The following is a 12,753-nucleotide window of genomic DNA, read 5'->3' on the forward strand; positions in this document are numbered from 1 at the left end:
CGTAATTCTATAGAAGAATTACGGTTTTTACTTTTAAAAATCACCACAAGTTATTCTTTCTTGTCGCTTCCGCTTTCTTTTACTTTCTTACGGTTATCACTACCACGACGGTCTATCAATTTATTGAAAGGATCTATTCCTGCTTCTACTGGTTTCTCATCAACTATAACATCAAAACTATTATTGATGTCGCTCACTTTCACTTTCTTTAAATAGAGCACATTCTCTGCTCCTGTTTCCTCATCCTCTTCGCCAAAAACTCCTAGCTCAATATAATCTGCTAGTGGTAAGGATGCAATGGCATCCTCCTCACCTTCTGGAGTAAATGAAAGACTATCGCCTGCGATGGACTTATATTCTTTTTTACCTTTCTTTTTAGAACGATACTTACTTATAATCGCATCTATATGTACAGCATAACTACCATCTGGTAATTCTGTATAAGTGGCATCTTCTACTTTGTTATCATAAAGCGTGATGGTCTCAAACATATCTGTAACTAGATATTTAAGCGAGTCTGGTGTTACCGCTTTTATATCTGCCACAAACTCTGTGGCTACGGGATACGGACGTCCTTTAAATTGATATTTTTCTGCAAAGCGTTTTGCTACACCGTTAAAGACATTTTCTCCTAAGTAGTCACTCATAGCATATAAGACTAATGACCCCTTCTGGTAATGAATATACTGTTGGTTTTCATTGTACATTAAAGGTTGCTCTTTGATCTGCTCGCCAGTTCTACCCGTAAGATATCCATCCATAGCGTCTTTTAAGAAACGACGCATCTGGTTTTTACCATAGGTTTTCTCAAGCACCTTGAGCGAACTATACTCAGACATACTTTCTGAGAGCAGTGTTGCTCCTTTAGCTTGTGCTCCTATCACTTGGTGTGCCCACCACTGGTGTGCTAGCTCATGCGCAGTAATTGCCAGCGGATAATCTACTGCATCTTGATCCCCATCATCTACATCTGCTACAAAACCTACCCCTTCGCTAAAAGGGATTGTATTTGCAAAGGCCTGTGCAAAGCTTCCATAAGCTTTAGGGAACTCTATGATACGGACTTGTTTATGCTGGTAAGGTGTATAATTCTCATTATAATAAGCCAGGCCCTTTTTCATACCATTCATCATACGATCAAGGTTATAAGTGTGACCAGGATTGTAATAAATTTCAAGATTAATTCCTTGATATTCTTCTCGCATCACTTCATACTCTGCACTTAAGAAAGAATAGAAGTTGAGCATTTTTGAATCCATTTTATAGTGGAAATACTTTCTTCCATCCTCTTCCCACTCTTTAATGAGATAACCAGGCGCAATCGCTATTTGCTCTGGAGAAGTACTCAATGTAGCCTCAAAGTCTATCCAGTCACTATAACCACCTATATAACTACGATCTCTTGCTCCTGGAGCATCTGGATCTGGTAAGCGATCCTTAGGTGCTAGCTCATACTTTTCACGTAGTTGTGTGTTTCTCAATTCAAAATTATCATTGTAACCTATAGAAGGAAACATACCATAATTTACAAAGGTTCCATTGGTAGAAATAGGCGACTTATCATCTAGAAATTTATTCTCCTCATTATGCATGGTGAACTTAAACACTAAAGTGTCTCCAGGCTGCATAGGCTTACTAAAAGCATACATCTTATAGTTATAATCTTCGTTATCATAAACCACTTCTGCATCTCTGTCTAGCATGATTTCTGTAGGGTAATCTGTGAGATTCACATGTAATGTATCTATAGCAACACTATCCTTATTAATCATGGTAAATGTTGCTCCTGCTTTAAAGTCTCTAGTTTTTGGATACATATCCATAAACGTATTTACAGCTACGAGTCTAGGTTGTGGTATTCCCGCATACTTTCCTAAATCTCTTTCGGCTTGCACGCGTAGTTCTTCACGTTCCTTTCCTGTAAGTAATTCATTCTCCACGTTATTTACATACCAAGAGTAGCTACCTATACTTAAAAATATCACTAGAGAAACTACTGCCGTTGCTATGATCGGTGTAGATAATCTCGCTTTCGCGAAAGCGATACGACCTTTTACATTTGTCCCCATACCGCGTCTGTAGAATAAAATAGCTGCCATTAAAAGAATAATACCAAATGAGATCCAATAGACCCTAAACGTATAGAAACGGGGTAATACAGAACCGTAACCATCAAAATCTGATGGACTAGGTGTACCTCCCGAATTAAAATCATAGATAGCCTGCTCTACTCCAATTGCATTTTGCAATAATGGAATCGCAACAGCAAGCACTAATAAAGTTACAAGGCCTAGCCATTTATTTTTAATCAATGTATGCACAAGAAGCGCCATCAAAATCCACGGAATATACTTCCAGATATTGATGAAAAAAGCTTGAAATGCATAAAGATCTATCTGGTAATCATAAAATCCTTTGGCCGTTTGAAATGCTAGACCACAAAGAATAAGCACTACTTGCAGAAAGCCTGTCATGAGAAATAGCGATAACCCTTTTGACACTAGAAACACCCAGTCCTTTGTAGGCGTTACATCGACTATCTGGTTAAGATGAGCTGCTCTGGAGCGATCCATCAAGAATCCAGCATACAGGTGAATAAGTAAAAATGAAAATAACATCACATATGCAGAAGGCTCTGCAAGCATGGTCCATGTTTTTGGTAGTATAGCCGTGTTAAAAATGAGCTGAGAAAAACTCATCATTACAATGGTAAGTACTATTGCTAAGAACGTGATAATTATGAATGGCCAGCCAGTAATGATATATTTAGTGTCACTTTTAACCAATAGCCACAATGTTTTTAACTGCCCAACGAGAGAGAAATCTGTAGATACTGCTGGCATTTCAATGTTTCTTACTTCACTAAAGTTTTTCTTAGTTGCTCTTACCGCCTTTTTCTTAAAAAGACGAATGGTCATTGCATGTTGGGAAAAATTAAAGCGTGCTATAACCCCAAATAAGATTGCAAATGAAATCCCCGCCCATAATAAACGGTTGTACAGTAATGCTCCCACCATAGGTATAGAACGAGTATTTTGCTCAACAGGAGTCCAGTACTCTGTTGCATCTGCCAGTGGCAGTACTGCTAGAGGATCTAGCAACGAGTACCAGAATTTATTATCTGCACTGTCTGACATACTGGTAACTATGAGTTCTAAAATAATCATAGTTAGTATCGCCATAAAACCAATGTTTATGTTACGTGTAAACACCACAATAGCAAAAACTATAGCACTATAAAAAAGTACATTAGGAAAAATGATGAACGCAAATGGCTGCACGTAATTCCACAGTCCAAATGGCCCCAAAAGTTCTTCGTTTGCTCCTGGCAGTATAGAACCAATAAGAAGTCCCAATAGAGTAGCAATAGCAATAAGTAAATTAATCGTTATAGCTGCCGAAAACTTAGCAAGCAAGTATTGCACCTTTGTAAGCGGATAAGAGTACAAAACATTATGCATGTTATTTTTAAAATCTCTATCTATGGTGCCTCCAGTAATGGACGGGATTAACAAATAAGCTAGTAAAGACAGTTCGGACATCATCACCGTAATTGACAATGGACTAGTTAAATATGTGTTACTAGTAACAGTGGCATTATCACTACCAAATACACCCAGCTCAGATGCCATTAGGATGGCACCTAGCAAAAACATAATTGCTGCAAAAATGTAAAAAAGCGGTTTCTTAAACCACGTTCTTATTTCGTGTAGATATATTGTGTTGAACATATTACTGTACGTTTTCAGGTTGGTTCTGATTTAACGTAGTAAAGTATACGTCCTCTAGGGTTGCAACAGCAGGCTCAAAACCTTCTCCTGGTGTGGTTGTGCTATACACTCTCACATCTAGATCATTGTCATCATTAAAGCTTGAGGAAATCACATTATATTGCTTTTGTAGCTCATCTATTTTATCTCTAGAAGCACTTATCTTCCAGATATGCCCAGATAGACTTTGTACAAGCTCTTTTGGTGTGCTTTGCGATAAGATTCTTCCTCCATTAAGGATTGCCATATCAGTACATAGTTCCTTAACATCATCTACAATATGCGTAGAGAAAATAACAATGTGATTAGTCCCTATCTCACGTAATACATTTAAAAACCGATGTCTCTCTGCTGGATCCAAACCAGCAGTAGGCTCATCTACAATAATAAGTTTAGGATTATTAAGTAAGAGTTGTGCGATACCAAAACGTTGTTTCATCCCTCCTGAATAACCTGCAACATGCTTATCGCGCACGTCACTAAGGTTAGTAACCTCAAGTGCTTTATCAACAATTGCGTTACGTTCTGCTTTATTTGTAATTCCCTTCAAACTTGCAAAATAATGCAAGAGGTCGCTTGCGCTCATTTTTGGGTACACCCCAAATTCTTGTGGTAAATAGCCCAAGGTTTTTCTAAACTCAATTTTATTGTTAAGAATATCAAGTCCATTAAACTCTATGCTTCCTGTATCTGGTTCTTGAAGCGTGGCAATGGTTCTCATAAGAGATGATTTTCCTGCACCGTTAGGCCCCAAAAGTCCAAACATTCCTGCCTTAATATCTATAGTTACATCATCTAAGGCTTTTACACCATTGCTATATGTTTTTGAAACATTCTTTAAACTGAGAATCATACCTGTTGCTTTTTAGTTGTAGCATAGGTATGACATATATAGAGTTTGTTACAAGTAATTATATAAATAAAGAAGAAATAGCTAAAGACAGCCTATTTGAGTGCACATTGCTTTGAGAAAATCTCGCTCTTTAATTTAATTTTATAGAAGAATATTTCCCGAGACGTTCTTCTACGTTATTTGTTAAACCAATGTAATATCGATTGAGACTAGAAGAAAATAATATGTAGATGTAGAAACTCATACAAACCAAAAAAGGCTCCCATTTCTGGAAGCCTTTGTGGGCGCAGAGGGATTCGAACCCCCGACTCTCCCGATGTAAAATCGGGATGCTCTGAGTATATTTTACAAAACTATCGCTATGCTTTAAAAAGCTTCTCTATCATAATGCGGCTCTTCCATTTCTTTATTTGCATCTCGCGCTGCACCGCCTCACTCCTAGTCTCAAAAGACTCTGTATACTTAACTTCCCAATCCTTTGCTTTTGAAGTAAAACCTTTATTACTCGACAAATGCTTTTTGAGGCGTTCTTCTACATCATTAGTCGAACCAATATAATATCGATTGAGGCTAGAAGAAAATAATATGTAGATGTAGAAACTCATACAAACGAAAAAAGGCTTCCATTTCTGGAAGCCTTTGTGGGCGCAGAGGGATTCGAACCCCCGACCCCTTGGGTGTAAACCAAGTGCTCTGAACCAACTGAGCTATGCGCCCGACTATTTTTTTATACAAGAGTGTCGCTTCTTGTTTGTGGGCGCAGAGGGATTCGAACCCCCGACCCCTTGGGTGTAAACCAAGTGCTCTGAACCAACTGAGCTATGCGCCCCGATATTTTATAATCAGGTGACAATAAAATCTTGACTACTGCCTTTCTCTTATTGCGGGTGCAAATATAGAATTAAAGTTTAATAGTTTGAAATCTTTTTGAAGAAAAATTAAATTATTTCTGCCACCACAAAAGTACTACCACCTATAAATATAAGATCGCTTGCGCCAGCTGTCTTTTTTGCAGCACTAAATGCTTCTTTTACACTAGGATACGCTTTCCCATTCAATCGGTGAGTCTCTGCCGTTTTTCTTAGCAATTGTACCTCCATTCCTCTCGGCACATCAGGTTTACAAAAATAATAAGTTGCATAACTTGGAAAAAGAGGTAAAATGCTCGATAAATCTTTATCAGATACGACACCTAATACAATATGTAATTTTTTATATTTCTCCTTACTTAGCTGTTCCATGACATAAGTCAGCCCCTCTTTATTGTGCCCTGTATCACAAATCACCTTTGGTAATTCTTGTAATATTTGCCATCGACCTAGAAGTCCTGTATTCTTAACTACATTTTTAAGTCCTTTTGCAATGTGCTGTATTCCTACATGGAAATCTGCACCTTGCAATACTGAAAATGCTACTTGAACGGTTCTAATATTATGTTTTTGATACGAACCTATCAAATCCGATTGCATTGACATCAAATCAAAATCGTAGGCTTTGTATAGTGTTGCGTTACGCTTTCGCGAAAGCGTACTAAAAACATCTTCTGTCTCCTCATGATACTCTCCTATCACTACGGGAACACCTTCTTTTATAATCCCTGCTTTTTCGGTAGCGATAAGTGGCAATGTGTCGCCCAGAAATTGAGTATGATCAATACCTATGTTTGTAATAACAGACAACACAGGCGTTATAATATTTGTTGCATCTAGCCTACCTCCTAAGCCAACTTCAATAATAGCAATATCTACTTTTTTTGTTGCGAAATAAGAAAAAGCCATTCCTACCGTCATTTCAAAAAATGACAATTGGTGCTCCTCAAAAAAGGCTTTGTGCTTTTTTACAAACCCCATGACAAATTGCTTACTTGCCATCTCTCCGTTAATCTTAATGCGCTCTCTAAAGTCTTTGAGATGTGGAGACGTATATAAACCTACAGTGTATCCAGCTTCTTGCAACACAGACGCCATCATATGACTTGTAGAGCCCTTACCATTAGTTCCCGCCACATGAACAGCTTTAAACTGAGTGTGTGGATTGCCGAGGTATTCTGATAATAATTTAATATTATCCAAATCTGCCTTATAAGCAGCTGCTCCTTTGCGTTGATACATTGGTAATTGAGCAAATAGCCAATCTAAAGTTTCTTGGTAAGTGATAGTGCGTCGCTTTTAAGTGTATGTAAAGATAGGTAGATATTACCTAGATAATTGACGTGAAAAACTGAGAGCATTATATATCGCTCCATTAATGAGAAAACCTATTAGTCTGAGAGACTAAAACGATATACTATTTTTCCTATTTGTTTAGACGGTGCGCCAGAGTCTGCATTGAACTTTGTTGCTAGCGCTGCGGCTTTTGCTGGCTCAAGAAGACAGCGTGTATTATTAGTAGTTCCACGTACTCCAGGAGTTGCCTTAATTACTTTTCCATTACGATCTACCTCGATACTTACAACTACAGTACCTGCTTCGTTGCACTCTTGCTGGCGCTTAGGCTTCCCAAGTGCTTTACGTCCTCCTAGTTGGTAATTACCATCTCCATCAAGGCCTTTTCCAGTTCCGTAGTAACTTGAGGCGTTAGGGTCTCCATTAGGATCACCTTTATCTCCCGCTTTGTCATCATCACCTTCTCCTGCTTGTGAAGCTCCGTCGCTTTTTGGCCCGTTAATTAATGCATCTAAAGCACTCGTAGTAGATATATCTGGTTTTGGATCTGGCTTTGCCTCCTCTACTGGTTTTTCAATAGGCTTTTCTTTTGGCTTTTCAACCTTAGGCGTAGGCTTTTCTTTTGGCTTTTCTTCAATAACGGGAGCATCTTCAATATCTTGAGTTACTACCTCATCCTTTATTTCCGGCTCTTGCACTGTAGGCTTAGGCTGTGGAGCCGTATTCTTAGGCGCAGAAGCCACCGGTTTTGTAGGTTGTACATTACCAGACCCTACCTCAGACGTACCAAAGTTTACAGCGATTCCTCCTTCTTCAGGTGGATCGAGGTATTTCATCCCCACTACAAACATGAGCAATAGTATGATAGCCATCACAATAGTGCTTATGGTAAAGGATTTACGTTTATGTATGGTATCTAAGAATGCCAAGTGATGAATAGAAAAATTAAAAATTAAGCTTTCGCGAAAGCGTATAAAAAAGAAATATCAACTAATTAATTAGGACGTACCGCAAGGACAATTTTGTATTTATTGCGGTTTGCAATATCCATTATCTTAACTGCATTCTCGATAGGAACTCCCTCCTCTGCTCGTAAAATAATGGTAGGATCTTCTACTCCTACAAGTTGGCTTGTGATAAACCCTTCTATACTATTCTCAGTTACACGTTCTTTATTTACGTAGTAATCTAAGTCTTTAGTAATACTTACGGAGAGATTCTGTTTGTTACTGGTTTTCCCTTTTGCTTTAGGCAAAATTAGGTCTAGAGCATCTGGCGTAATGGCAGGTGAGGTTAAGAGAAAGAATACAAGTAATAGAAAGACAATATCTGTCATACTACTCATACTAAACTCTGGACTCACTTTATTTCTTCCGCGCAGGTTCATATTAGCTTGGCTCGTTTAGAAGATCTAAGAAATCTACAGCATTTGCCTCCATAGAATGCACTACTTTATCTGTGCGTACTACTAGGTGGTTATAACCCATATAAGCAATAATACCTACGATAAGACCGGCTACAGTAGTAGTCATTGCCGTATAGATACCTTCGGCTAGTGTTCCCATTTCTGCTTGTCCTGAACTTGTTGCTAGAGTATGAAAAGCAAGTACCATCCCGATTACGGTTCCTAAAAACCCAATCATAGGTGCAGCTCCTGCTATGGTAGCAAGTACACTTACATTGCGTTCTAGCTTATACACCTCAAGCTTACCTTGGTTTTCAATTGCTGTATTGATATCCTCTAGCGGACTCCCGATACGTGAGATTCCTTTTGCCGTAAGTCTTGAAACTGGAGAATTTGCCTGAGCGCAATATATTTTTGCTCCTTCTATATTCCCAGATTGTACATTATCGCGTATTTGATTCATAAAGTTGCTATCAACTTTTGAAGCTGCTTTGATTGCAAATAAGCGTTCAAAATAAATATAAATAGCAACAAATAGCAGTACAAAAAGTACTGCTATTATGATGATTCCTGCTGTACCACCTGTGATAAGCAAGTCTATAATTGATAAAGTCTGCTCTACAGGCTCATCTGTTGTAAGAACGTCTGCTGCATCCTGAGCGCCGTCTTGTAATAAGATATTAATCATAAATTAGGTCGTTGTGACTTTAATATGAAACGATGGTTATGGTATTAAATTGTATGAGCTTAAGATCCCATTGTTCCTCCCGTAAGAAGAACAAAAGCAATTGCACCTGCAGCAAATCCAATAAATGCTAACCATGTTATTTTCTTAAGGTACCAGATAAAATCGATACGCTCCATTCCCATTGCTGCAACACCAGCTGCAGATCCTATGATAAGCATACTTCCACCGGTTCCTGCAGAATATGCTATAAAGTGCCATAATAAACTATCAGTAGGCGCTTCATACATACCCATTGATGCAGCTACTAAAGGAACATTATCAATAATTGCAGATAATATACCAAGGAGTACTACAACAACATCTTGATTAGGTACTGCTCCGTTTAAGATTTCGGCTACGTAACGTAAAGTTCCCACTGGATCTCCAGATTCTGATACTCCATATACTAAACTCTCTAGTCCAGCAACAGCCATTAAGATTCCTAAGAAAAATAGGATGCTTGAAATCTCGATACGAGATAATGCTTTGTGAGCACTATATAAATGCTTACGCTCTTTTGTAAAATCTTCTTCTGGGTGAATATATTCTGATACTAACCATACTACTCCAAGTGCAAGCATCATTCCCATGTAAGGAGGAAGGTGTGTTATAGTCTTAAAAATAGGCACAGATACAATCATACCTAGACCTAAGAATAGCATGGTCTTACTACTAAGTAGTCTACCTGCTTCTTCGTCTTCTGTGGTGTCTACAATAATCTCCCCTTTAAATGCTGGTAAATAAGAAGCAATTATAAATGGAAGTACAAAACAAATCACAGAAGGAACAATTACAAACTTCACAAGTCCCATTGCAGTTACGTTATCTGCAATCCAAAGCATTGTCGTTGTAACATCTCCAATAGGTGACCATGCTCCACCGGCATTTGCTGCAATTACCACCATTGCTGCAAACCATAAACGTTGCTCTCTATTTACAATAAGCTTACGTAATAAAGTAATAAGTACAATAGTAGCTGTAAGGTTGTCAATAATGGCAGAAAGTATGAAAGCGAGTATACCTATGATCCATAATAATTTTTTCTTGCTCTTAGTACGCACAGCACCTTTAAGCACTTCAAAACCACGGTGTAAATCTATAATCTCCACAATAGTCATCGCTCCAATAAGGAAGATAAGTATCTCTGCAGTTTTACCTAAGTGGTGTAACAGTGTGTTATCAAAACCATGCTCTGCTTCATGCAGTGCATCTCCTGTGAGCGCGGTGCCATTAGGGAAAATGCTATATGCATTTTCATACGTATCAATTACGTCAAACCAGCCTAAATGGAAACCTACCGCTAGGAAAGCCCATATAAGCGATGCCATAATTAAAGCAGGTACCGTTTTGTCTAATTTAAGAGGATGTTCAAGGGTTATAGAAAGATACCCAATGATAAAAATGAGAATAATTACTGATTCCATAAGTTGTCTGGTTAATTGTAAGTATTAAAGTAATTCTTTTAGTGCAATCTCAAAAGCAGTTTTGCTTATATTTTGCTTACTACTGTTGTTGTTATACGTATTTTCAATAGCGTTTCTAATGGTTTGAGATGTATCGTTAAAGATTGCATCATCTGTCATTTGTACACGACGCTCCATAAAGTATGCAAATACACGAGCCATACCACAGTTTGAAATAAAATCTGGTATCAAACTCACTTTTGCATCTGTATGCTCCATTATAGGTCCAAAGAAAATTTCTTTATCTGCAAACGGCACGTTTGCACCACAAGAGATAACCTCAAGTCCAGTGCCTATCATGCTATTGATTTGATCTTCTGTAATAAGTCTAGACGCCGCACATGGAGCAAAAATCTCAGTCTCAAGATTCCATATTTGCTCATTCATATCTGCAAATGGAATTAATCCTTCTGCATTTGCGTTGAGTGTATTTCCAGTTTTATTGAGGTACATATCACGTATTTCTTCAAAAGAGAAACCGTCTTTGTTAATAAAGCCTCCTACTATATCAATGATTCCTACCACCTTTGCTCCCATTTGAGCAAGGTAATAAGCTGCTGCTGCTCCTACATTTCCAAAACCTTGTACAACGGCTCTTTTTCCTTTTACATCACCACCATAAATATCATAATAATGACGCACGGCTTCTGCAACTCCATATCCAGTAATCATATCTGCAACCGTATACTTACGTGTTACGTCTGGAGAATACACTGGATTTTCAATCACTTTTATCACACCTTGACGTAATTGCCCGATGCGGTTAATTTTATCTGCCTCTGTAGGCTGGAAGTGACCTGTAAAGACTCCTTCTTGAGGATGCCATACTCCACTTTCTTCGGTAATTGGGATTACTTCATGTATTTCATCTACATTAAGATCGCCTCCTGTACCGTAATAACTTTTTAGTAATGGTGACACTGCTTTATACCAGCGCTCTAAAACTCCTTTCTTACGTGGATCTTTAGGATCAAAATTGATTCCAGATTTTGCTCCACCTATAGCAGGTCCCGAGACGGTAAACTTCACTTCCATTGTTTTGGCAAGTGACAATACTTCATTCATATCCAGACCCGTACGCATACGTGTTCCTCCACCCGCAGCACCGCCACGTAGTGAATTGATAACAACCCAGCCTTCTGCTTCTGTTTCTGGGTCATTCCAATGGAAAACTATTTCTGGTAATTTATCTTCGTAACGCTGTAAAAGAGCTCTCATACTTTCTATTTGGTAAGCCCAAATATACAATTTAGAAACACCTTGTAGAAGAAGTGTTAATAATTTAAGATTGATATAACATTCCGCTTGCGTGATCCTGCCTTGCACCCGTCACACTTGCTAGACAGTTCGGGAGGTTTTCAAGTTTTAACACTCCTAATAATGCAAAAATAAGCGCTTCTTTAAATTCAACCAACTTACCATCTGGCACTATGAGTTTTACGCTTTCGCGAAAGCGGACACGGTCCAATAAATAAGTGTTATAAGCACCTCCACCAGTAACGAGTACAGTAGCGCCTTCTTTAAACTGCGCCGCAAGCTGAATAGCAATATGCTCGGTAAACGTAGCTAGCACATCTACCGGAGAAAGTTGAACAGCCTCAATAAGTGGAAAAATATGCGCGTGTACCCATTCTATCCCAAGAGATTTTGGAGCTGGTAGCGCATAAAATGGAAGTTTATTGAGTTTTTCTAGAAGAGGTTGATTTATTTTTCCTGCTTTCGCGAATGCGCCACCATCATCATACTCTTTACCTAATTCTTGTGCATATTTATTGAGCACTACGTTTACAGGAGATATATCATACGCAATTCTCACACCATTTTCATTTTTAGAAACATTTGCAAAACCACCAAGATTTAGGCAATAATCATAATTACCAAATAATAGTTGGTCGCCAATAGGCACCAATGGCGCTCCCTGACCACCCATTTCTACATCTTGTACTCTAAAATCACAAACCACGCGACGGTTAATTAAAGAGGTAATTTCTGGCAGGTTTCCTATTTGCAAAGTAACTCCCTGATCTGGCTGATGGAGCACCGTATGACCGTGAGAACAGACAACATCGATATCCGTAAGGCCATTAGTGGTAATAAAATTCGTAATCACTTGCGCTAGGTGGGCGGTATAATCTACATTAAGAGCATCTAGCTCTTCTCTACTAAGCAAATGAGCCGTAGAAAGTATTTCTTTCCACTTTTTAGGATAGGGAATAGTTTCTGCAACGATGATATTACTGGTAAATGATGGATATATCGAGTCATCTTTTGATGGAGAAACACCAATTTTTCCATAGGCGCAGTCAATACCATCTAAGCTTGTGCCGCTCATCACTCCTATAACGTTATAGTTTTTTTGTCCCATTGGTC

The 12,753-nt window shown here is 38.4% G+C and carries 11 protein-coding genes and 2 tRNA genes; all 13 read right to left on the reverse strand.

Features of this window, described 5'->3' with window-relative positions; translation table 11 throughout:
* Positions 1-50 precede the first annotated feature (50 nt).
* Positions 51-3,731, reverse strand: a complete 3,681-nt coding sequence (locus tag ACJJVU_RS14595; protein WP_405226907.1) for a M1 family aminopeptidase — start codon at positions 3,729-3,731, stop codon at positions 51-53.
* Position 3,732: 1 nt separating this feature from the next.
* The gene (locus ACJJVU_RS14600) at positions 3,733-4,623 is read right to left on the reverse strand and encodes an ABC transporter ATP-binding protein (RefSeq protein WP_405226910.1); all 891 of its coding nucleotides are present in this window, start codon (positions 4,621-4,623) and stop codon (positions 3,733-3,735) included.
* 130 nt (positions 4,624-4,753) lie between these two features.
* The gene (locus ACJJVU_RS14605) at positions 4,754-4,867 is read right to left on the reverse strand and encodes a GIY-YIG nuclease family protein (RefSeq protein WP_405226913.1); all 114 of its coding nucleotides are present in this window, start codon (positions 4,865-4,867) and stop codon (positions 4,754-4,756) included.
* A 115-nt stretch (positions 4,868-4,982) separates the two neighbouring features.
* A complete protein-coding gene (locus ACJJVU_RS14610; protein ID WP_298326943.1) occupies positions 4,983-5,228 on the reverse strand; it encodes a GIY-YIG nuclease family protein in 246 nt (81 codons plus the stop codon).
* 37 nt (positions 5,229-5,265) lie between these two features.
* Positions 5,266-5,340: transfer RNA gene (locus ACJJVU_RS14615), tRNA-Val, on the reverse strand.
* Positions 5,341-5,377: 37 nt separating this feature from the next.
* Positions 5,378-5,452, reverse strand: a tRNA-Val gene (locus ACJJVU_RS14620).
* A 109-nt stretch (positions 5,453-5,561) separates the two neighbouring features.
* Positions 5,562-6,779: a bifunctional folylpolyglutamate synthase/dihydrofolate synthase gene (locus ACJJVU_RS14625; RefSeq protein WP_405227530.1), complete on the reverse strand. Its 1,218-nt coding sequence runs from the start codon at positions 6,777-6,779 to the stop codon at positions 5,562-5,564.
* Between the two features lie 104 nt (positions 6,780-6,883).
* Positions 6,884-7,717, reverse strand: a complete 834-nt coding sequence (locus ACJJVU_RS14630) for an energy transducer TonB (protein ID WP_405226916.1) — start codon at positions 7,715-7,717, stop codon at positions 6,884-6,886.
* Between the two features lie 65 nt (positions 7,718-7,782).
* Complete coding sequence (locus tag ACJJVU_RS14635) at positions 7,783-8,175, reverse strand: biopolymer transporter ExbD (RefSeq protein ID WP_035334503.1); 393 nt, start codon at positions 8,173-8,175, stop codon at positions 7,783-7,785.
* Position 8,176: 1 nt separating this feature from the next.
* Positions 8,177-8,881: a MotA/TolQ/ExbB proton channel family protein gene (locus ACJJVU_RS14640; RefSeq protein WP_035334504.1), complete on the reverse strand. Its 705-nt coding sequence runs from the start codon at positions 8,879-8,881 to the stop codon at positions 8,177-8,179.
* A gap of 59 nt (positions 8,882-8,940) precedes the next feature.
* Positions 8,941-10,344 (reverse strand): sodium:proton antiporter NhaD, encoded by a 1,404-nt coding sequence (nhaD, locus tag ACJJVU_RS14645; protein ID WP_298329814.1) that lies wholly within the window; start codon positions 10,342-10,344, stop codon positions 8,941-8,943.
* A 24-nt stretch (positions 10,345-10,368) separates the two neighbouring features.
* Positions 10,369-11,601, reverse strand: a complete 1,233-nt coding sequence (locus ACJJVU_RS14650; RefSeq protein ID WP_298329817.1) for a Glu/Leu/Phe/Val dehydrogenase dimerization domain-containing protein — start codon at positions 11,599-11,601, stop codon at positions 10,369-10,371.
* Positions 11,602-11,665: 64 nt separating this feature from the next.
* Positions 11,666-12,748, reverse strand: a complete 1,083-nt coding sequence (locus tag ACJJVU_RS14655) for an anhydro-N-acetylmuramic acid kinase (protein ID WP_405226922.1) — start codon at positions 12,746-12,748, stop codon at positions 11,666-11,668.
* Positions 12,749-12,753 lie beyond the last annotated feature (5 nt).

It is taken from the genome of Dokdonia sp. Asnod1-B02, from assembly GCF_045063955.1.
Lineage (GTDB): Bacteria > Bacteroidota > Bacteroidia > Flavobacteriales > Flavobacteriaceae > Dokdonia.

Excerpts from the sequence above, each read along its gene's own strand:
- ACJJVU_RS14600 (WP_405226910.1), bottom strand. The coding sequence starts at position 4,623 with ATGATTCTCAGTTTAAAGAATGTTTCAAAAACATATAGCAATGGTGTA.
- ACJJVU_RS14640 (WP_035334504.1), bottom strand. The coding sequence starts at position 8,881 with ATGATTAATATCTTATTACAAGACGGCGCTCAGGATGCAGCAGACGTT.
- ACJJVU_RS14605 (WP_405226913.1), bottom strand. The coding sequence starts at position 4,867 with ATGAGTTTCTACATCTACATATTATTTTCTTCTAGTCTCAATCGATAT.
- ACJJVU_RS14610 (WP_298326943.1), bottom strand. The coding sequence starts at position 5,228 with ATGAGTTTCTACATCTACATATTATTTTCTTCTAGCCTCAATCGATAT.
- nhaD (WP_298329814.1), bottom strand. The coding sequence starts at position 10,344 with ATGGAATCAGTAATTATTCTCATTTTTATCATTGGGTATCTTTCTATA.
- ACJJVU_RS14655 (WP_405226922.1), bottom strand. The coding sequence starts at position 12,748 with ATGGGACAAAAAAACTATAACGTTATAGGAGTGATGAGCGGCACAAGC.
- ACJJVU_RS14595 (WP_405226907.1), bottom strand. The coding sequence starts at position 3,731 with ATGTTCAACACAATATATCTACACGAAATAAGAACGTGGTTTAAGAAA.
- ACJJVU_RS14635 (WP_035334503.1), bottom strand. The coding sequence starts at position 8,175 with ATGAACCTGCGCGGAAGAAATAAAGTGAGTCCAGAGTTTAGTATGAGT.
- ACJJVU_RS14650 (WP_298329817.1), bottom strand. The coding sequence starts at position 11,601 with ATGAGAGCTCTTTTACAGCGTTACGAAGATAAATTACCAGAAATAGTT.